Below are 18,622 nucleotides of genomic sequence, written 5' to 3' on the forward strand. Positions count from 1 at the left end.
TCCTCAGGGGACGACCGGCGAGGGCTCGAAGGCATAGCCGTCGCCCGCCCGGCGCACATAGCCGCAATAGGGCCAGCCGAAATGCCCGGGCAGGATCAGCGCCCCCGTCTCCGCCGCGTAGCCCAGCACCTTGGCGCGCGTTTCCCGCGCCAGATCCTGATTCTCGCAAAATTTGCTGTTCCAGTCCGGGTGATAGATCTGGATCGGACTATGCATCACGTCGGCGATGAAGAGGGCTTCCTGGCCGCCGGAGCGCGCCTTGACGCCCATCTGGCCGGGCGCATGGCCGGGAATGGGCACGAGCTCGACGCCCGGCAGGAGCATCTCGGTGCCACCGACGATGCGGGCGAGGCCTGCTTCGAGGATCGGCAAGACGCTGTCGTTATAGGTGTTCCAGGAGCCCGGCGGCCGGGCGGCCGCGCCGCGTTTGGGATCGCGCACCTCGAGCTCAGTCGCGGAAACGACATAGTCCGCCTTGGGGAACATCGGCACCCAGTTGTCGCCATCGAGCCGCGTATTCCAACCGACATGATCGACATGAAGATGCGTCAGGATGACCATGTCGACCGTCTCGGGATCGACACCTGCGGCGCGCAACTTCTTCGGAAAATCGGTCGCCAGCTTGTGAAAGCGCGGCGAGAGCGGCCTGTCCTTGTCGTTGCCGCCGCTCGTATCGATGACGATGGTCCTCTCCGGGGTTTTCAGGATCCAGGTCTGGATTGTGGAGAAGAGAACCTGTCGGTCTTCGTTGTAGAAGTTCGGCGCCATCCAGTGGCGGTGCTCAGCCAGCACCTCCTCGGTCCACGGCGTGAAAAGGCTGGTGGGCTCGTCCAGCACCACCTCCTCCACCCGTGAAATCTCGAAATCGCCCAGCTTGATCACCGGCTTCCTCCATTTTCACATTGTCGATTATAGCCGCGCATAAGGCGCCCATCTTTACGAAGCTCGCAATAATGGTTTGCACGGGCGGCTGTTTTGCCGGGCTTGCACGCTGAGCTACTGTCACCGCCATGCGAGGGGTGGCCAGGCAAGAGCCCCCCGCCAAAAATATCCCGAGGAAAATATCCCGAGGAGGAACGAGGCCCTTGGCCGCAGACCACGTCACAGGGCCGGCAATGCAGCCCTCGGCAGCTCACGCGGTGGCACGATCCGCTACGCTCGCGCGTGCCGACGGCAGCCCCGGCCGGGACTTGCTCACGCTCTCCGGCGTCAGCGTCGCCTTCGGCGGCATCAAGGCGCTGACGGCGGTCTCGCTCGCCGTGGCCGAGAACCGCGTAACGGCCGTCATCGGCCCGAACGGCGCCGGCAAGACCAGCCTCTTCAATGTCATTTCCGGCTTCTATCCGGCCGACGAAGGCAGCGTCACCTTCGCGGGCCAGGATCTCCTGCGCTGCCCTGCGCACCGCCGCTCGGCCCTCGGGATTTCGCGCACCTTCCAGAACATCGCGCTCTTCCCCGGCATGACGGTGGAGGAAAACATCAAGCTCGGCGCCCACTCCCAGATGCGCACGGGCCTCTTTGCAGCCGCCCTCTATCTCGGCCCCGCCCGGCGCGAGGAAAAGGCGATTACACAGCGCATCGACCAGGACATTCTCTCCCTGCTCGATCTGCGCGAATACCGCGATCGGTCGGTCTCGGGCCTGCCCTATGGCGTGCAGAAGCGCATCGAGCTCGCCCGCGCGCTCGTCAGCGGGCCGAAGCTTCTCATGCTCGACGAGCCTTTTGCCGGCATGCCCGCACCCGAGAAGGCGAAGATGGCGAGCTACATCCGCCGGATCGTCGGCGAGACGGACGTGACCGCGCTCCTGATCGACCACGACATGGAATCCATCATGAGCATGTCCGACCACATCGTGGTTCTGAATTTCGGCCGCGTGATCGCGGCCGGGAGACCGGCGGAGGTGCAGAACGACCCCGCCGTCGTCGAAGCCTATCTCGGCGGAGAGTGAGACGGGCATGCTGAGCCAGCTCCTCGAATTCAGCCTCGTCGGCATCGCCTCCGGCGGGATCTACGTCCTCGCCGCGCTTAGTTTCGTCATCGTCTACAAGGCGACCAGCATCTTCAACTTCGCGACGGGCGAGATGATGATGTTCGGCACCTATCTCTTCTATCTGGTCGACACGCAGCTCGGCTTCGGCTGGATCATCGGCCTCGGTGGCGCCCTCGTCGGATCGGCGGTCCTCGCCATGGCGATCGAGCGCTCGCTGCTCAGGCCCTTGCTCGGCCGCCCAGCGGTCGTGCTCGTCATGGTGACCTTGGGCATATCGAGCATCCTGCGCGGGGTCGCTTCACTGATCTGGGGGCCGGATATTCGCCAGCTGACTGAGATTCTGCCGCGCAAGCCTCTCTTTCTCGGCGACATTCTCATCCCCGGCAAGCTTGCCTGGGGCTTCATCATCGTCGGCATCATCGCCGGCCTGTTCATGGCCTATTACCGCTTCTCGCGCGCGGGCACGGCCATTCGCGCCACCTCCACCGACCAGATCACCGCCGAAAGCCTCGGCATCAACATCCGTGCCGTCTTTCTTTTGTCCTGGGGGCTCGCGGGCCTGCTCACCGCCGCTTCGGGCATCATTACCGGCTCGGTCAACGGCGTCACGCCGCAGCTCGGCAATGTCGCGCTCAATGTGCTCGCCGTGGTCATGCTCGCCGGCATGACGAGCGTCGGCGGCGTCGTCATTGCCGGGCTTTTCGTCGGCTGGCTGGAAACCCTCGTCGGCGCCTATCTTGGCGCCTCATGGCAGAGCTTCATCCCCTACCTCGTGGTGCTTCTTGTGATGTTCATCAAGCCGACCGGGCTTTTCGGCGAGCGACGGATCGAGCGCATATGAGCGGCCAGCTGACCTCGCCCGCAGCCGCCGCGCCGGCCGCCATCGCCAGGCCGTCCGGGCTCACGGAGGCTGTCGCCTGGGGGCTCATCGCCCTCGGCCTCGCCGTTCTGCCGTCCTTCGGCTCGGTCTATGTGATCTATATGGCCTGCCTCATCGCGATCAACGTCATCGCAACGGTCGGCCTCAATCTCACGGTCGGCTATGCCGGCCTCCTGTCCATCGGCCATTCCGCCTTCCTCGGCGTCGGCGCCTATGCGAGCGCCTTGATGTGGCTTCATCTCGGCACGCCGCTTGCGCTCAACATGCTCGTCGGCGCAGTCGCGGCCTTCGCCATCGGCCTCGTCTTCGGCGTGCCGGCGCTGCGCATCAAGGGCGTCTATCTCGCGATTGCGACGCTCGCCGCGCAGTATTCGCTTTATTTCGTCTTCCAGCAGTGGACCTCGGTCACCGGCGGCGACCGCGGCCTCTCCTTGCCGAAGGTGGATGTCTTCGGCCTCGGCGATACCGGCTTCTATTATGCGGTAGCGCTCACGGCGCTCCTCACCGCAGTCGCGGCGCGCAATCTCTTTCGCACGCGCATCGGCCGCTCCTTCATTGCCGTGCGGGAGAAGGATTACGCGGCGGAGGTGCTCGGCATCAATGTGGTGCGCACCAAGCTGATCGCCTTCGGGCTCGGCGCCGCCTATGCCGGCATCGCCGGCGCGCTGCTCGCCGCATTCCTGCGCATCGTCAACCCCGATCAGTTCACGCTGCCGGTCTCCGTCTTCTTTCTGGCCGCGGTCGTGGTCGGCGGGCGCGGATCGATCCTGGGCTCCATCCTCGGCGCGATCTTCATGACGATCATGCCGGAGATCCTGCGCTTCATTCTGGAACATATGGCGGGAAGCGGCGCGGATCTGGCGCGTCTGCTGTCGCCGCTGCGCGAAATCATCTTTGGAGGGCTCATCGTCGCCTTCCTGATCTTCGAGCCGCGCGGGCTCGTCGGTTTCGTCGAACGGGCATTCGGACGCGCGGAAACGGTCGAGGCACGGCAATCCGAACATTGACGGCCGGGATGTCATCGGCACGGGAGGGAACGACAATGCGTGGAATGACGAGACGACTTGCATTGCAGATGGCCGCAGCGACCGCCTTTGCCGGCTCGACCATCGCCGGGCTCAGGGCGGCCCTTGCCGCAGACGAGCTGAAATTCTGGATTCCGGTGCCGCTGACGGGGCCGCTCGCCATCACCGGCCAGGCCCAGCAGATCGGCTGGCAGCATGCCATCGACTGGCTCAACAAGAACGGCGGCGTGAAGGGCCGCAACATCGTCGCTTCCTTCTACGACGATGAATACAAGGTCGAGCTCGGCGTCGCCGGCTTCAAGAAGGCGGTGGCCGACGGCGACGTGATCTTCTCCGGCGGTGACGGCACGCCCTTCATCCGGGCCATCAGCCCGGACAACAACGAGACCTACAAGGTGCTGATGTCGAGCACCGGCCCGTCATCGGATCTCGTCGATACCAAGAAATACAAGTACCATTTCTTAGTGGGACCGACCTATACGGACCAGGTCGCGATGTTGTTCGACTATATCAAGGCGAATTTCAAGGGGAGCGCCGCCCCACGTGTCGCCTTCGTCTACAGCGCCACGGAATTCGGCCGCGATCCCCTCGAGAATATACGGGCCCGCGCCAAGGAGCAGGGCATCACCATCGCGCTCGAGCAAGAGACGAAATTCGTCGAGGTGGACGTGACGGCGCATGCCATCAACCTGCGCAATGCCAAGCCCGACTATGTCATCTTCCATGGCTATGCCGGTAATGTCTGGCCGGAGATCGTGAAGCTCCTGCGCGATTACCGCGTCGAAGCCCAGATCATGGGCACGCTGTTCAGTTCGCAGCCGGAGGTCATCAGCTCGATCGGCGATGCGGCCGACAATTATCTCGGCACGGTCTGCTTCGACCTTCTGGTCGGGCAGAGCCAAAAGCCGATGGTGAAGACCATCGACGGCTATCTGAAAACCTGGAAGGACAAGCCTTATACGGGCTATGCCAATATCGGCTACATGCAGAGCTGGGCGACTGCCCTGCTGCTGCGCGAGGCGATCGGCAATGCCATCGACAAGAATCTCGCCCTCAACGGCGACAATCTCATCAAGGAAATGACGGCGATCAAGGATTTCGACGGCGGCGGCGTTTTCGGAATGCCGATCAGCTTCGAGGATAACCGCATCCCCTATGGCGTCATCTACCGCTATACTTTCAAGGATGGGAAGATGACGGTCGTGGAAGCGGCGCCCTGGACGAAGGCGGAGTAGCCGCGATGGGTGCCGCCCTTGAGGTCGCCGGTCTCAGCGTCGTCTACGGTGCGGCGATCGAAGCCTTGGACCAGGTCTCACTCGCTGTGCCGGAGGGCGGCTTTGTGGCACTGCTCGGCGCCAATGGCGCCGGCAAGTCAACTATGTTGAAAGCGATCTCCGGCTTGCTCCGCTTCGAGAACGGCCGCGTGCGGGCCGGCCGGATCGTCTTCAACGGCGAGCCGATCGCGGGGCTCCCCTCCTTCGCCCTCGCCCGTCGCGGCATCCTCCATGTGCGTGAGGGGCGCTTCGTCTTCCCCACCATGACGGTGGAGGAGAACCTGGAAGCCGCCTCCTTCGCCAGGGGCAAGCGGACGCCCCAGGCGCCGCGCCGGGTCTATGACGAGATTTTCGGCTATTTCCCTGCGCTTGCGCGCCGGCGCAGCTCGCAAGCCGGCTATCTGTCCGGTGGCGAACAGCAGATGCTGGCCATCGGTCGCGCGCTCTTCGCCATGCCCGAGCTTCTCCTGGTGGACGAGGCCTCGCTCGGGCTTGCGCCGAAGATCGCCGCCGAGATTTTCTCGATCCTCGCGCGCATCAATGCCGAACGGCGGCTGTCTATTCTGGTCGTCGAGCAGAATGTCTCGCTGGCGCTGCGGCACGCGGCCTATGGCTATGTGCTCGAAAGCGGCAAGCTCGTCCAGGAAGGTCCGGCCGCGAGCCTGATGGATCGCGAGAACCTCTCCAAGCGCTATCTCGGCGGCCAGGCTGCCGCGCATGCCTCCCCTTGAAAGGTCACGTCATGGATTTGCAGACCTGCCGCCTCGAAGTCGCGGATTTCATCGCGACGGTCACCATGGACCGTCCGCCGGTCAATGCCCAGAACCGTCGGCTGCGCGAGGAAATGACCTGGCTTTTCGACAGTCTCAGTGACCGGGAGGACGTGCGCGTCGTGATCCTCACCGCCGCCGGCAAGATCTTCTCGGCCGGCGCGGACATCAAGGAACGCCCGTTGCTCGCCGCCGACGCGGGAGCCTATATCGGCCACAATCGGCTGACGCGGGAATTCTTCTATGCGGTCTCCGACTGCACGAAGCCCGTCATCTGCGCAGCCAATGGCCCGGCGATCGGCGCCGGCTTCGCGCTGATGCTCTATTGCGACATCATGCTATGCGTGGAGGACAGCTGGGTCAGCATGCCCGAGCTCGATGTGGGGCTCGCCGGCGGCGGCAAGCTGATGATGGAGCATTTCGGCCGCTCCTGGTCGCGGCTCATCTATTTCACCGGCCGCAAGATCCCGGCGGCCGAGCTTTACCGCCAGGGCGTGGTCAGCGCCTGCGTTCCGCGCGAGGCGCTGATGGACGAAGCGCGCACGATCGCCCGCGAGATCGCAGCCAAGAGCCCGCTCGCCGTCAAATGGGTGAAGCGCGGCTTCACCGTGGCCGAAGACCTGCCGCCGCGCGAAGCCTATCGCTACGAGCAGACGATCACTCACGACCTGTCGCGGACGCGTGATACCAAGGAGGCCCAAGCCGCTTTCGCGGAAAAGCGCAAGCCGGCCTTCTGAACGCCGGACCGAGCGGACAATTCCGATGCCCCAGCGCTGCGCAATTCTCGACGATTACCAGGACGTCGCCCTCGCCATGGCCGATTGGGGTGGCCTCGCAGGTGCGGTCGAGGTCGATCGCTTCGCCGACCATGTCGAGGGGCAGGAGGTTCTTGCGGCGCGGCTCGCGGACTACGACATCCTGCTCGCCATGCGCGAACGCACCGCCTTCGGCCGCGATCTCCTCGCGCGATTGCCGAAGCTGAAGCTTCTTCTCACGACCGGGATGTTGAATGCAGCGATCGATATGCAGGCGGCTGCGGAGCTCGGCATCACGGTGGCCGGCACGCGCGGCACCGTCGGCCCGGCCGCCGAGCTCACCTGGGGTCTGCTGCTCGCGCTCACGCGCCACATCCCGGCGGAGGTTGCCAATTTTCGCGCCGGCGGTGAACGCTGGCAGATCTCGGTGGGCAGCGGCCTCAAGGGCAAGACCCTCGGCGTCGCCGGCATCGGCAAGCTCGGGCAGCTGGTGGCAGGCTATGGCCGCGCCTTCGGCATGAACGTGCTCGGCTGGTCGCGGTCCAATACGCCGGAGCGCAGCGCGGCGCTCGGCATCGGCTTCGCCGCCTCGCTTGACGAGCTGCTCGCGGTCTCCGACATCGTCACACTGCATCTCACGCTGACGCCGGAGACCGCAGGCATCATCGGCCGGCGCGAAATCGGCCTGATGAAAGCCGGCGCCATCATCGTCAATACATCGCGCGGGCCGCTGATCGACGAGCCGGCGCTGATCGAGGCGCTGGAGAACGGCCGGATCGGCGGGGCAGCGCTCGATGTTTTCGATCGCGAGCCGCTGCCGGCCGACCACCCCTTCCGCAGGCTCGCTAATGTCGTCGCCACGCCGCATCTGGGCTATGTGACGGAAGAGACCTATCGCGTCTATTTCGCCGACGCTGTCGAGGACATCACGGCCTGGCTCGCCGGCTCGCCCCTGCGGGTTCTGAACGGCGTCGACGCGGCCCGGGCGCGGCGATGAGCCGAATTTCGGTATACCGAGGGAGTTCGGGCGTGCAGGGGGCACGCTCCAGAACGGCAGCGTAGAGCGAGGAAAGAGCATGACGTCGATCGGCAACACCAGCCCTGCGCCCGTTCGCTTCGAGATCGACGGCGATGTGGCCGTCATCGTCATCGACAACCCGCCGGTGAATGCGGGCTCGACGCCGGTGCGCGCCGGGCTGCGTGATGCGATCGCCCGCCTTGCCGCCGACCCCTTGCTGGTGGCCGGCGTGATCATCGGCCATGGCAATACCTTCATCGCCGGGTCGGATATCAAGGAATTCGGCGCGCCGCTGCAACAGCCGGAGCTGCCGGCCGTCATCGCCGACATCGAGGCCTGCGAAAAGCCCGTCGTCGCGGCCCTTCACGGGGCAGCATTGGGCGGCGGCTTCGAGCTCGCGCTCGGCTGCGATGCGCGCATCGCGGGGCAAGGCTCCGTGGTCGGCCTGCCGGAAGTGCAGCTCGGCATGATCCCGGGCGCCGGCGGCACGCAACGTCTGCCGCGGCTCGTCGGCATCGCGCGTACCATCGATCTGATCGTGGCCGGCAAGCGCATCAAGGCGGAAGAGGCGGCCTCCCTCGGCATCGTCGACCAGGTCGTCCCCGTCGCCGATCTCCGCGCCGCGGCAACGGCCTTCGCCCGCGGGCTCGGCGGTCGCAAGAAGCTCCTCGCCAGCCTTCCCGTGCCGGCGGAAGACGAGGCAGCGATCGCCGCGGCCGAGGCGGCCGGTCTGAAGGCCGGTCGCGGGCGCGAGGCGGTGCGTGAGGCCATCGCCTCGATCAAGCGGGCCGTCAGCGAGCCCTTCGATGCGGCGCTCGCCGAGGAACGCAAGGTCTTTCAGCGCCTGCGCGTCAGCGAGGAAGCCGCGGCGCTGCGCTACAATTTCTTCGCCGAACGCGCTGCCGGCCGCATCGAGAATGCAGCCGCCCACCCGCCGCGCACCATCCGCCATGTCGGCATCGCCGGAGCGGGCACCATGGGAGCGGGCATCGCCGCGGTCTTCACCGCCGCCGGCTTCGGCGTCACCCTGACGGACACCAATGCGGACGTGCTGAACCGCGCTGCCAGCCGCATCGCGCAATCCATTGGCGATCTCGTGCGATCCGGCCGGCTCGCGGCCGAGAAGGCGGCCGATGCCTCCGCTCGCGTCAGCTATGCCGCCGATCTCGACGCGCTCGCCGATGCCGATCTCGTCATCGAGGCCGTCGTCGAGGACGTGACGGTCAAGACGGCGGTGATGGAGAACCTCGGCCGGCTCGCCAAGGCAGGAGCCGTCATCGCCTCCAACACGTCCTATCTCGACCTCGACGCGCTGGCGGTTGCCAGCGGTCGCGCGGGCGATGTGATCGGCTTGCATTTCTTCGCGCCCGCCCATCGCATGCGTCTCGTCGAGGTGGTGCGCGGCGCCCAAAGCCTGCCGGAGGCGGTCAATACGGGGATGGCGGTCGCCAAGGCCCTCGGCAAGCTCCCGATCCTTGCCGGCGTCTGCGAGGGCTTCATCGGCAACCGCATCTATTCGCGCTACCGTGCTCAATGCGAATTCATGCTGGAGGAAGGCGCGCTACCGCACGAGGTCGACGGCGCCTTGGAGGCGCTGGGCTTTGCGATGGGGCCCTTCGCCGTTTCCGATGTTTCAGGCCTCGACATCGCCTGGCTGACGCGCAAGCGCAAGGCGCCGACCCGCGATCCGCGCGAGCGCTATGTGCATATCGCCGACCGCCTCTGCGAGTTGGGCCGGCTCGGGCGCAAGACCGGCGCCGGCTGGTACGACTATACGGATGCGGGAAGCGGCCGCGGCAAGGTCGATCCGGTCGTCCTGGACATCGTCCGCGAGGAAGCCGCGCGCCGCGGCGCTCCGCGCAGCTTTTCCGAGAGCGAGATCCAGCGCCGGGCGCTCGGCGCCATCCTCAACGAGGCAGCGCTCATTCTCGCGGAGGGCGTGGCCCGCTCCGCCGCTGAGATCGACCTCGTTCTGGTCAACGGCTACGGCTTCTCGAAATACCGCGGCGGACCGCTCTTCCTCGCCTCCCGCATGAGCGACGCCGAGGTCGAGGGCATCATCCGCGAGGTGGAGCAGGCGACCGGCCCGACTTTCCTGCGCGGCGACGTCAAGGCCATGCTCGATTCAATCAGGACCTGACGGCGGCCCGAGCTCCGGGGGGAGAGGCCGTGACAGGCGATCGGCCAGCGCTGTCTCTCGAACGGCTTGACGGCTGCAGCACAGTCGGGAAAGTCTGACGCGCTCGCATCCGGGCGACAGGGCGGTATCGCATGGGACATCACTCTGCTTGCGCAAGCGCCTCGTCCGACGGCGGCGCGAAGGCCGGCCAGCGCCTGGGCCCCGGCCGCGTTGTCCTGGTCGTCGGCCCGAGCGGCGCGGGCAAGGATAGCGTCTTGCGCGCGGCGATGGCTCGACTTGCGAGCGCCCCCCGTTTCGTTTTTCCCCGCCGAACCGTCACACGCCCCCCGTCGGCGGACGAAGACAATCTCAGCGTCGACGATGCCACTTTCGCGGCGCTCGCCGCGAGCGGCGCCTTCGCGCTGCACTGGGAGGCCCACGGCCATTGCTACGGCCTGCCGCAAACAATCGATCTTGCCGTTGGCCGGGGGGCCACCGTCGTGTGCAATGTCTCGCGAACCGTGATCGACGCGGCGCGTGCGCGTTATGCCGACGTGACAGTCGTCGGCATCACCGCAACCCACAGCGTGCTGGCGGCGCGTATCGCCAATCGCGCGCGCGAAAGCGGCGGTGCGCTGACGGCGCGGCTCGATCGCGCCCAAGCCTTTGCCGACCTGCGCTGCGATGTCGACATCGACAACAGCGGGCCTCTGGACAGGGCGGTCACCGCCTTCGTCTCCATTCTCGCAGACCGTTAGAGCCGATCGCGGCCGCCGGGCCTCGATCGCCGCCGCCGGCCCTCCGAGCGGTTCAAAGACGATCCCCGCGGCGCTGCGCCGCCCAATCTCTTCGGAACTGCCGACGCTTCCACGCGTTCAGGTACCGCAAGCCTTCAAAGGTAAAAATCCCGCGACCCTAGGAAAGGCACCTCACCATGAAACGGACAGTCCTTTTTGTCGTGGCAGCCGCGGCCATGGGCCTGAGCGGCTGCGTCAGCACGCCGGCTCCGACCTCGATGGCGATGATGACCAGCACGGCGCAATTCGTTCCTACGGCAACCGCCTCCAATACATTCGAGATCGAATCGAGCCGGATCGCGCTGCGCAAATCGCGTGATCCCGAAGTACGGCGCTTCGCCAATCAGATGATCCGGGACCACTCGAGAGCCGCGCGCCAGATGGTGGCGAGCGCCCGTTCGGCCGGCATCGCCGCGCCTCCGGCTGCGCTCGATTCTCGCCACCAGACCATGGTCGATCAACTCGCCGCGGCCCCCGCAGGGCAGTTTGATGCGCTCTACGTGCAGATGCAGCAGCAGGCGCATCAGGAAGCCGTCGCGCTCTTCACCGCTTATTCGCAGGGCGGCGATAATCCGACGATGGTGGCCTTCGCGCAGGAAACGCTGCCGACCCTGCAGATGCATTACGAGCACATTCAGGCGATCACCCAGCAGGCGCAGTAAAGCGGCTGGCTCGGGCGCCTCGCCCGAGCCGTCCCACCGGAGGACGTTCATGGCCGAGCCCAAACCCCATCCGGAGACTGCCGCAAACGACGGTGACAGGCACCGGCCCGACGACAGGAGCGCAGCCGATGTCGTCGAAAAGGACGGATCGGGCGAGCCGGCCAGCAAGCCGCTAGCGGACGACCGGAAGAACAACGCATCTCCAGCCGCAGGCCCGCATGCCGACCCGGACCTGACCAATGAGGACGCCACGCCGGGCTCGGGCACGCTCTCCCCGCCCGGCTCCGCAGACGGCACGGGCAGTACCAGCAGCTGAGCCGGCTATTTTCAGACACCATAGCGATTGAAGCCCAGGAAACGATTGAAGCCCAAGACGGCGTCGTGTCACGGCGACGTCTTGGGCTTGATTGACGTCTTGGGCTCGATTTTTGGGGCTGGACTTCTGGACCTCGGCGCGGGAGCGGGATCGTGCGCACAAAGGCGCACGATCGGCGGTGCTAGCGGGCCCTTGCCGTCGTTCCCGTCAGAGTGTCCGGCTCGCGGCGGGTCGAGATGCTGGCCACGATTTCGAAGAGGCCGATGATGAGATGCGGCCAGAATACGCGATCGGCGAAGCCGAAGAGCCACGGCGACGCCGCAAGCAGAAGGCCGCTCAATCCATCGAGTCCCAGATGGACAGGCATCGGAAGAATACGAACGGCCCCCAATTCGTAATTCGTCAACAGGCTATAGACGATTGTGGTTGCACCCAGGATCATGGGCACCCATTGCGCCGCTGTTCCGTCGGCAAAGCCGAGCAAATATGGCGCGATGATCAGGATGATGCCGACTATATAATCGATGATCCCGTGCGTACGTGTTGGTATGACTTGCATCGGTGCCTCCTCTCGGCGCGACGCCGTCAGGGTGATAACCGTCTTTGCCCTGATCGGCAGCGACGGCGGACCGGCTTGGTCCGCCGCCCTACGCCACCGAAGGAAACACTGGGCGACAACCGCCAGTTCCCCTGCTCATCCGATTATCGCCGGTCAGCTCTCGAACCGATGAAGAACCGGACGGCCCGAATCCCCGCCGACGACCGCTCGCCCACCGGTCGCGCTGCGCTGGCCGGCTAGAACGCCGAGGAGACGCTTATCGGCCGGCAGGCGATCGGCCCGCGGGATCACCTCGTCGAGCCGGCGGAAGGTCGCAAGCGCCTGCCCGACCACCTGGTCCATATTGTAATAGCGGTAGGTCGCAAGCCGCCCGACGAACCAGACATCCGGCGTCGCGTTGGCAAGCTCCTCATAGCGCTTATAGAGCTCCTGGTTCTCAGCGCGCGGCACCGGATAATAGGGATCGCCTATATCTGTCGGATACTCGTAGGTGAGCGCCGTCTTCGGATGATCCTGTCCGGTGAGATGCTTGTATTCCGTGACGCGGGTATAGTCTTTCGTCTGCGGATAATTGACCACTGCTACCGGCTGATGCCACGTCTTGTCGAGCGTCACATGTTCGAAGGCCAGTGAACGATAGGGCAGCTTGCCATAGCAGAAGTCGAAGTATTCGTCGATCTGTCCGGTATAGATCACGCGCTTATGCGGCACGATCGTTCGCAAGTCGCGGTAGTCGGCCTGCAGCATGATCTTGATATTGGGATGGCGCAGCATGCGCTCGAACATCCGGGTAAAGCCGTGTTTCGGCATCACCTGGAAGCGGTCGGCGAAATAGCGGTCGTCGGTGCAGGTCCGCGTCGGCACGCGTGCGGTGACCGATTTGTCGAGGTCGCTCGGGTCGAGCCCCCACTGCTTGCGCGTATACCCGCGGAAGAACTTCTCATAGAGCTCGCGCCCGACCTTGCTCACCACGACGTCTTCGGAGGTCTCGATGGTGTCGACCGGCTCGGCGCGTGCCGCAAGCCACGCCTCCACCTCCTCGTCGCAGGTCAGCGACAGGCCGTAGAGGCGGTTGATGGTCGTGCGGTTGATCGGAATCGGGACCAGCTGGCCGTCGACGTCGGCGAGAACGCGATGGCTGTAGTCCCGCCATTCGGTGAATGCCGAGAGATAATCCAAAATCTGTGCACTGTTCGTGTGGAAGATATGCGGCCCGTATTCATGGATCAGCAGACCGTCTTCATTATGCCGATCATAGGCATTGCCGCCGACATGCGGCCGCCGGTCGATCAAGAGCACACGTTCATTGCGCTGGGTGGCGAGACGTTCGGCCAAAACGCTGCCGGCGAAGCCCGCGCCGACGATCAGCCAATCAAACATGTGGAGCTCCTTCCATGGCGCGGGCGCGCACGGGTGTGATGACGGGTGAGGCCTGTGCGCGCCCATTGGCCCGGGCGGCGGCCTGGATGAGGTCGAGCATGCCGGCCCAGGTCTTGTCCCAGGACATCGTCTGGAGATGCCGGCCGACCTCGGCGAGCCAAGGCTCGCGCGGACGGGAGAGCACGCAATCGAGCTTGGCGACGAGTTCGGCAGGGCCGTCGGCGATCTCGACGAACCCCCTTTCGCCATAGGGTTTCACCACATCGGTGATCGCCGTCGATACGACGGGCACGCCCGCGGCAAGAAACTCCGGCGTCTTCGTGGGGCTGATGAAGCGGGTCGCCTCATTGAGAGCAAAGGGCATGAAGCCTGCGTCCCAATGGGCGAGATAGCGCGGCAGGTCCACATAGGCTTTGGGGCCGAGCCAGTGGATGTTCGGCTGCCGCGGCAGGACCGCGGGATCGATCTTGACCACCGGCCCGAGGATCACGAATTGCCAGTCGGGCCGAAGCTCGGCCGCCTCGCGCACGAGGTCGATATTCATGCGCTCGTCGATGACGCCGAAAAAGCCGATCCGCGGACGCGCGATGCCGGCCTGGTCATCCGGGTCGGCCTGCCCCTGCCGCGCGGCGCCGAAATGGGCCGCGTCGATGCTCGAAGGGAAAGCGTGAACGCTCTTGTGGCGGCCGCTCTTGGCGGCATAAAGGCTCATGCCGCCGGTGAAGACGAGATCGGCCCTGGCAAAAAGCTCTTGCTCGAGCGCCAGCAGCCGGGGCGGGGCGCCGAGAAATGCGGACAATTCATCCATATTGTCGTAGACGACGGCATCCGCCCTGAGATCGCGGCTGAAGGCCATGGCCATCGGCGTGTAATACCAAAGGACGCGCCCGGTGGGATCCGCATCCTGCAGGAACGCCGACAGGAGGCGCCGGATTTCGCCGGCCGCCGCCTCTTCGCCGAGCCCTGGGGGCAGGACGGGCACGACGACGATGACGCCTTGCGGCCGATCGCTCACAGATAAGTGGGGCTCTGCATCAATCTCGAAAACCGGTTCTTCGATGAACAGAACGCGATAGCGTTCAGTTGCACGGGACAAAAGATGCTGCGGTCGCTGATAAACGAAATCCCACCGCAGATGCGAAAAGCACACAAGATCGGGCCGGCAAGACCTGGCTTGCGCGTGAAACATCGAACTTCTCCACGTGGGCGCGCTGCCTGTCGGCAAAGCTTGGCTAATGAATGGGGGCCCGGATGCGAAACGATCTCGGCTTCGGATCTAACGATCTCTGCCCCAAAAAGTTCCTGTTTGTTAACTATTGCCCCAGGGCATGGGCCGATAAACCGATCGCGCCACTGAACCGAACCGCCGCTCGGGCATTCAGAGTCCTGGGTGGCACAAGCCGGGATGACCAGATGGAAGTCGAAAGTCCGTTCGAAAGCTTCTTCATGGGAGGGTTCGAATGCTCCACGCACCGTCGGCGCGACGGGACCCGTCTCGATCTTCTGGCGGCCACGCGCCACGATGAACTCGCTGAAGCCGACTACCGGTGCCTAGAGACCGTCGGCCTCAGAACGGTGCGGGATGGACTGCGCTGGCACCTGGTCGAGACGAGCCCGCACCGCTACGACTGGTCGAGCGCTCTGCCGATGATCCGGGCGGCTCACAGCACAGGCACGCAGGTGATCTGGGATCTCTGCCACTACGGCTGGCCGGATGACATCGACATCTGGTCTGCGGCCTTTGTGGACCGCTTCGCGCGTTTTGCCGGCGAGGCTGCGCGCATTATGCGAGAGGAGAGCGACGCTGTCCGCTTCTACTGCCCGGTCAACGAGATGTCCTTCTGGGCCTGGGCCGGTGGGGAGGTCGCGCGCATGAACCCGGCGACGCGCCATCGCGGCGGTGAGTTGAAACGCCAGCTCGCGCGTGCCGCCATAGCGGCGATTGAGGCCGTGCGTGCCGTGGATCGGCGAGCGCGCTTCGTCTATGCCGAGCCGGGCATCCACGTCACCACCCATTCCAAGCGGCGCAGCGACCGGGCCGCCGCCGAGGGCTACAGGCTGTTGCAATTCGAGGCTTGCGACCTCATCTCGGGCAAGCTCGAGCCCGAACTCGGTGGCCGGGCGGACTATCTCGACATCGTCGGCGTGAATTTCTATCCGGACAACCAGTGGCTATTCAACGGACCGACCATTCCCTTCGGCCACCACAGCTATCGCCCTTTCCGCGAGATTCTGTCGGAAACGCACGCCCGTTACGGCAGGCCGGTGATGGTCTCGGAGACCGGGGCGGAGGGCAGCGCTCGGGCCTCATGGCTCCATTATGTCTGTGGTGAGGTGCGAGCGGCGCTGGCCGCAGACGTCCCTGTCCTCGGCCTCTGCCTCTATCCGATCGTCGACTACCCCGGCTGGGAAAACGAACGCTGCTGTGATGTGGGGCTTTTTTCCGTGCCGGATGAAAATGGCAATCGCCGCGTCTGCGAGGCCCTGCTCGAAGAACTCGAGCGTCAACAGCTCATGATCGAGGCGGCGCGAGCCCCTCTACCCAGCTTGGCCGCGCCGCGCGGCCAGCTCAGTCTGGTGGCCAGCAATGACTGAAACGGCGAGCCTGCGCGAGGCGGTGATCCAGCCGGAGGCGCGCGCGACGCGCGCGGGCACGGAAGCCCTGCCGCATCACCTCACCTCCCCCGGCGCCTTCATCGGGCATTATCTTGCCCTCTGGCGCTTGCATTTCGGCGCGCTGGCGGTGCTCGTCCTGGCCGCCGCGTCCTGCGCCGTTGCCGTGCAGTATGCGATGAAGCTCCTCATCGACGCCATGGCGGCCGGCCCTTCGGACGAGGGCGCCGTCTGGTCGGTGCTGATGATCTTCATCGGCCTTATCGCCGGCGAGAGCCTCTTATGGCGGCTGAGCGGCTGGCTGGGTTGCCGGGCGACCATCGGCGCCGGCGTCAATATGCGCATAGACCTCTTCGACCACCTGAGCGGTCAACCGATGCGCTATTTCACGGAGAATCGCGCCGGCTCGCTCGGCCAACGCATCACGGCGACGGCCGGTAATTTCGGCGCGCTCGCCAATGCGGTGGTCTGGCGGGTCGCGCCGCCCTGCGTCGACTTCATCGGCGCCATCATCGTCTTCTCCACCATCGATTGGCCCATGGCGATCGCGCTCGGGCTTTTCGTCGTCGCCGTCACGACCGGGCTGATCCGCTTCGGCGAGCGCGGTCGGCCGCTCCACCGGGCCTATGCCGCACAAGCGGGCGAGGCCGCGGGCGAGCTTACCGACATCATCTCCAACATGTGGGCGGTCAAGGCCTTCTCTGCCCGTGGCCGCGAGCGCCTGCGGCTCGACACCCGCTTCACCACCGAGGCGGGGGTGCAGCAGAGCAGCTGGATGTATACGGAGAAGACCCGCCTGCTCTATGACGTCATGCTGTGGATCATGGCCGCCGGCATGCTCGCCTGGGCGCTCTACCGCTGGCAAGCGGGCCTGGCAACGACTGGCGACGTGGTGATCGTCAGCGCGCTCACCTTCCGCATCCTGCACGGCGCGCGCGACCTCGTGCTCTCCTTCGTCGATATCGTGCAGCAGTTCGGCTATATCGAAGACACCCTGCGGGTCATCGGCCAGCGGCCGACGCTGACCGACGATCCCGAGCAGCGCGTGCTGCACGCCAAGGCCGGTTCCGTCGAGCTGCGCAACGTCAGCTTCACCTACGGCAGCCACGGACGCGAGGCGATCCATAACCTCAACCTTTATATTCCGGGAGGCCAGAAGGTCGGCATTGTCGGCCCCTCGGGCGCCGGCAAATCGACCCTCGTCAGCCTGATCCAACGCCTCTACGACGTTCAGGACGGCGAGGTGCTGATCGACGGCCAGCCGGTCCGATCGGTGACTCAGGACAGCTTGCGCAACGCCCTCGCCGTCGTGCCCCAGGAAATCACGCTATTCCATCGCAGCGTGATGGAGAACATCCGCTTCGGGCGCCCGGACGCGACGGACGAGGAGGTCTATGCGGCGGCCCGCGCCGCCCATAGCGACGGCTTCATCCGCTTCCTGTCGCAGGGCTACGACACGATCGTGGGCGAGCGCGGCACGAAGCTCTCGGGCGGTCAACGGCAGAGGATCGGCATCGCGCGGGCCTTCCTCAAGAACGCGCCGATCATCATCCTGGACGAGGCGACCTCCGCGCTCGACACCGAGTCGGAAATGGAGGTCCAACGCGCGCTGGTCGAACTGATGCAAGGGCGCACGGTGATCGCCGTCGCGCATCGGCTGTCGACCATCGCGGCCTTCGACCGTGTGATCGTCATGTGGAACGGCCGCATCGTCGAGGACGGCCGCGCAGTCGAGCTCAGACGCCGCGGCGGCCTGTTCGAGCGGATGTGGCGGCTGCAGGCCGAAGGACTGCCGGCAGACGCCGCGGCGCGGGCGGATACCGTGCCCCTGAATGCAAATCAGCCGTAGAGAGGCATCAGGGCGCCCACCAGCAACCGAGAGCGTTGTCGAGCGGGTTGGTTCACGTGACGCCGACTCGGGCTCTTGGCGCTCGACGAGCCGCAAGAGCTCTAGGCGCGCGGATCGTCCTCGACGGCGACGCGGTGCTTGTAGACAAGATCGCCGCCCTTCCAGGCCGTGAAGCCGAGGATCGCGGCGATCACGAGCGAGAGAATGAGGCCGAGCGGCAGCACGGCGTCTGCGCCGTACTGGTAGCGCCAATACCAGTTGAACAGCGCGATCAGCACGGCGATGACATTGCCGAGGGCATGTTGCCAGGCATCGTTGAGCGCACGGATGCGTGTGTCGCCCATGAAGTCGACGACGCCTGCGATTGCCGCCGCCAGCGCGGTCAGAATACCAGCCCCGAGAAGCCAGACACCCGCCGTCGCCCAGGCCGGGTTGCCCGTTGCCCAGAACACGACGTCCGTGAAGAGGGTCGAGAGGAAGAAAACGATCGGAAAGGGAATGAGCATCGGGTGGATCGGATGACCGCCGATCGTTGCCGTGCTGTCGGGATTTCTGAGACCCATTTTTGGCGCTCCTCCCATTGGTGCGGCTGCAACGGCAACGGTCACCTCGCC

Annotated in this window: 18 protein-coding genes; 13 read left to right on the plus strand and 5 right to left on the minus strand. The window is 65.4% G+C overall.

What is annotated here, in order from left to right:
- Nucleotides 1-3: 3 nt before the first annotated feature.
- The gene (locus ACFQU1_RS15930) at nucleotides 4-882 is read right to left on the minus strand and encodes an MBL fold metallo-hydrolase (RefSeq protein WP_378134323.1); all 879 of its coding nucleotides are present in this window, start codon (nucleotides 880-882) and stop codon (nucleotides 4-6) included.
- A 257-nt stretch (nucleotides 883-1,139) separates the two neighbouring features.
- Between ACFQU1_RS15930 and ACFQU1_RS15935 the strand changes: the two genes are divergently transcribed.
- The 11 genes from ACFQU1_RS15935 (at nucleotide 1,140) to ACFQU1_RS15985 (ending at nucleotide 11,607) form a co-directional block, all read left to right on the plus strand.
- Nucleotides 1,140-1,949: an ABC transporter ATP-binding protein gene (locus tag ACFQU1_RS15935; RefSeq protein ID WP_378134325.1), complete on the plus strand. Its 810-nt coding sequence runs from the start codon at nucleotides 1,140-1,142 to the stop codon at nucleotides 1,947-1,949.
- A gap of 7 nt (nucleotides 1,950-1,956) precedes the next feature.
- Nucleotides 1,957-2,832: a branched-chain amino acid ABC transporter permease gene (locus ACFQU1_RS15940; RefSeq protein ID WP_378134327.1), complete on the plus strand. Its 876-nt coding sequence runs from the start codon at nucleotides 1,957-1,959 to the stop codon at nucleotides 2,830-2,832.
- Nucleotides 2,829-3,878, plus strand: a complete 1,050-nt coding sequence (locus ACFQU1_RS15945; protein WP_378134330.1) for a branched-chain amino acid ABC transporter permease — start codon at nucleotides 2,829-2,831, stop codon at nucleotides 3,876-3,878. The genes ACFQU1_RS15940 and ACFQU1_RS15945 overlap by 4 nt, the downstream gene beginning before the upstream one ends.
- A gap of 44 nt (nucleotides 3,879-3,922) precedes the next feature.
- Nucleotides 3,923-5,131, plus strand: coding sequence for an ABC transporter substrate-binding protein (locus ACFQU1_RS15950; protein ID WP_378134332.1), 1,209 nt, complete (start codon nucleotides 3,923-3,925; stop codon nucleotides 5,129-5,131).
- 5 nt (nucleotides 5,132-5,136) lie between these two features.
- Nucleotides 5,137-5,901, plus strand: a complete 765-nt coding sequence (locus ACFQU1_RS15955) for an ABC transporter ATP-binding protein (RefSeq protein ID WP_378134334.1) — start codon at nucleotides 5,137-5,139, stop codon at nucleotides 5,899-5,901.
- Nucleotides 5,902-5,912: 11 nt separating this feature from the next.
- Complete coding sequence (locus ACFQU1_RS15960) at nucleotides 5,913-6,677, plus strand: enoyl-CoA hydratase/isomerase family protein (RefSeq protein WP_378134336.1); 765 nt, start codon at nucleotides 5,913-5,915, stop codon at nucleotides 6,675-6,677.
- A gap of 25 nt (nucleotides 6,678-6,702) precedes the next feature.
- Nucleotides 6,703-7,692 carry a D-2-hydroxyacid dehydrogenase family protein gene (locus ACFQU1_RS15965; RefSeq protein ID WP_378134338.1) on the plus strand — a complete coding sequence of 330 codons (990 nt, stop codon included), beginning with the start codon at nucleotides 6,703-6,705 and terminating at the stop codon, nucleotides 7,690-7,692.
- Between the two features lie 79 nt (nucleotides 7,693-7,771).
- The gene (locus tag ACFQU1_RS15970) at nucleotides 7,772-9,853 is read left to right on the plus strand and encodes a 3-hydroxyacyl-CoA dehydrogenase NAD-binding domain-containing protein (RefSeq protein ID WP_378134340.1); all 2,082 of its coding nucleotides are present in this window, start codon (nucleotides 7,772-7,774) and stop codon (nucleotides 9,851-9,853) included.
- Nucleotides 9,854-9,984: 131 nt separating this feature from the next.
- The gene (gene phnN, locus ACFQU1_RS15975; RefSeq protein ID WP_378134342.1) at nucleotides 9,985-10,590 is read left to right on the plus strand and encodes a phosphonate metabolism protein/1,5-bisphosphokinase (PRPP-forming) PhnN; all 606 of its coding nucleotides are present in this window, start codon (nucleotides 9,985-9,987) and stop codon (nucleotides 10,588-10,590) included.
- 176 nt (nucleotides 10,591-10,766) lie between these two features.
- Nucleotides 10,767-11,291, plus strand: coding sequence for a DUF4142 domain-containing protein (locus ACFQU1_RS15980; protein WP_378134344.1), 525 nt, complete (start codon nucleotides 10,767-10,769; stop codon nucleotides 11,289-11,291).
- Nucleotides 11,292-11,340: 49 nt separating this feature from the next.
- The gene (locus tag ACFQU1_RS15985; protein ID WP_378134346.1) at nucleotides 11,341-11,607 is read left to right on the plus strand and encodes a hypothetical protein; all 267 of its coding nucleotides are present in this window, start codon (nucleotides 11,341-11,343) and stop codon (nucleotides 11,605-11,607) included.
- 181 nt (nucleotides 11,608-11,788) lie between these two features.
- Here the strand turns inward: ACFQU1_RS15985 and ACFQU1_RS15990 are convergent, their stop codons facing one another.
- The 3 genes from ACFQU1_RS15990 to ACFQU1_RS16000 all read right to left on the minus strand — a co-directional run bounded on the left by ACFQU1_RS15990 (nucleotide 11,789) and on the right by ACFQU1_RS16000 (nucleotide 14,561).
- Nucleotides 11,789-12,166 carry an SPW repeat protein gene (locus tag ACFQU1_RS15990; RefSeq protein WP_378134348.1) on the minus strand — a complete coding sequence of 126 codons (378 nt, stop codon included), beginning with the start codon at nucleotides 12,164-12,166 and terminating at the stop codon, nucleotides 11,789-11,791.
- Nucleotides 12,167-12,319: 153 nt separating this feature from the next.
- Nucleotides 12,320-13,546 (minus strand): UDP-galactopyranose mutase, encoded by a 1,227-nt coding sequence (glf, locus tag ACFQU1_RS15995; RefSeq protein ID WP_378134350.1) that lies wholly within the window; start codon nucleotides 13,544-13,546, stop codon nucleotides 12,320-12,322.
- On the minus strand, nucleotides 13,539-14,561 hold the full coding sequence (locus ACFQU1_RS16000) for a glycosyltransferase (protein WP_378134352.1): 1,023 nt from the start codon (nucleotides 14,559-14,561) through the stop codon (nucleotides 13,539-13,541). The genes glf and ACFQU1_RS16000 overlap by 8 nt, the downstream gene beginning before the upstream one ends.
- Nucleotides 14,562-14,797: 236 nt before the next feature.
- On the opposite strand from ACFQU1_RS16000, the gene ACFQU1_RS16005 reads away from it, so the two are divergent.
- Both ACFQU1_RS16005 and ACFQU1_RS16010 read left to right on the plus strand, forming a co-directional pair.
- Nucleotides 14,798-16,141, plus strand: a complete 1,344-nt coding sequence (locus tag ACFQU1_RS16005) for a beta-glucosidase (protein WP_378134354.1) — start codon at nucleotides 14,798-14,800, stop codon at nucleotides 16,139-16,141.
- Nucleotides 16,134-18,008, plus strand: coding sequence for an ABC transporter ATP-binding protein (locus tag ACFQU1_RS16010; RefSeq protein WP_378134356.1), 1,875 nt, complete (start codon nucleotides 16,134-16,136; stop codon nucleotides 18,006-18,008). The genes ACFQU1_RS16005 and ACFQU1_RS16010 overlap by 8 nt, the downstream gene beginning before the upstream one ends.
- 101 nt (nucleotides 18,009-18,109) lie before the next feature.
- Here the strand turns inward: ACFQU1_RS16010 and ACFQU1_RS16015 are convergent, their stop codons facing one another.
- Complete coding sequence (locus ACFQU1_RS16015; protein ID WP_378134358.1) at nucleotides 18,110-18,571, minus strand: DUF2231 domain-containing protein; 462 nt, start codon at nucleotides 18,569-18,571, stop codon at nucleotides 18,110-18,112.
- Between the last annotated feature and the right edge of the window lie 51 nt (nucleotides 18,572-18,622).

It is taken from the genome of Chelatococcus sp. GCM10030263 (genome assembly GCF_042666455.1).
Classification (GTDB): Bacteria; Pseudomonadota; Alphaproteobacteria; order Rhizobiales; family Beijerinckiaceae; genus Chelatococcus.

Excerpts from the sequence above, each read along its gene's own strand:
- phnN (WP_378134342.1), top strand. The coding sequence starts at position 9,985 with ATGGGACATCACTCTGCTTGCGCAAGCGCCTCGTCCGACGGCGGCGCG.
- ACFQU1_RS16010 (WP_378134356.1), top strand. The coding sequence starts at position 16,134 with ATGACTGAAACGGCGAGCCTGCGCGAGGCGGTGATCCAGCCGGAGGCG.
- ACFQU1_RS15950 (WP_378134332.1), top strand. The coding sequence starts at position 3,923 with ATGACGAGACGACTTGCATTGCAGATGGCCGCAGCGACCGCCTTTGCC.
- ACFQU1_RS15940 (WP_378134327.1), top strand. The coding sequence starts at position 1,957 with ATGCTGAGCCAGCTCCTCGAATTCAGCCTCGTCGGCATCGCCTCCGGC.
- ACFQU1_RS16015 (WP_378134358.1), bottom strand. The coding sequence starts at position 18,571 with ATGGGTCTCAGAAATCCCGACAGCACGGCAACGATCGGCGGTCATCCG.
- ACFQU1_RS15980 (WP_378134344.1), top strand. The coding sequence starts at position 10,767 with ATGAAACGGACAGTCCTTTTTGTCGTGGCAGCCGCGGCCATGGGCCTG.
- ACFQU1_RS15985 (WP_378134346.1), top strand. The coding sequence starts at position 11,341 with ATGGCCGAGCCCAAACCCCATCCGGAGACTGCCGCAAACGACGGTGAC.
- ACFQU1_RS16005 (WP_378134354.1), top strand. The coding sequence starts at position 14,798 with ATGCGAAACGATCTCGGCTTCGGATCTAACGATCTCTGCCCCAAAAAG.
- ACFQU1_RS15945 (WP_378134330.1), top strand. The coding sequence starts at position 2,829 with ATGAGCGGCCAGCTGACCTCGCCCGCAGCCGCCGCGCCGGCCGCCATC.
- ACFQU1_RS15960 (WP_378134336.1), top strand. The coding sequence starts at position 5,913 with ATGGATTTGCAGACCTGCCGCCTCGAAGTCGCGGATTTCATCGCGACG.
- ACFQU1_RS15970 (WP_378134340.1), top strand. The coding sequence starts at position 7,772 with ATGACGTCGATCGGCAACACCAGCCCTGCGCCCGTTCGCTTCGAGATC.
- ACFQU1_RS15955 (WP_378134334.1), top strand. The coding sequence starts at position 5,137 with ATGGGTGCCGCCCTTGAGGTCGCCGGTCTCAGCGTCGTCTACGGTGCG.
- ACFQU1_RS15965 (WP_378134338.1), top strand. The coding sequence starts at position 6,703 with ATGCCCCAGCGCTGCGCAATTCTCGACGATTACCAGGACGTCGCCCTC.
- glf (WP_378134350.1), bottom strand. The coding sequence starts at position 13,546 with ATGTTTGATTGGCTGATCGTCGGCGCGGGCTTCGCCGGCAGCGTTTTG.
- ACFQU1_RS15990 (WP_378134348.1), bottom strand. The coding sequence starts at position 12,166 with ATGCAAGTCATACCAACACGTACGCACGGGATCATCGATTATATAGTC.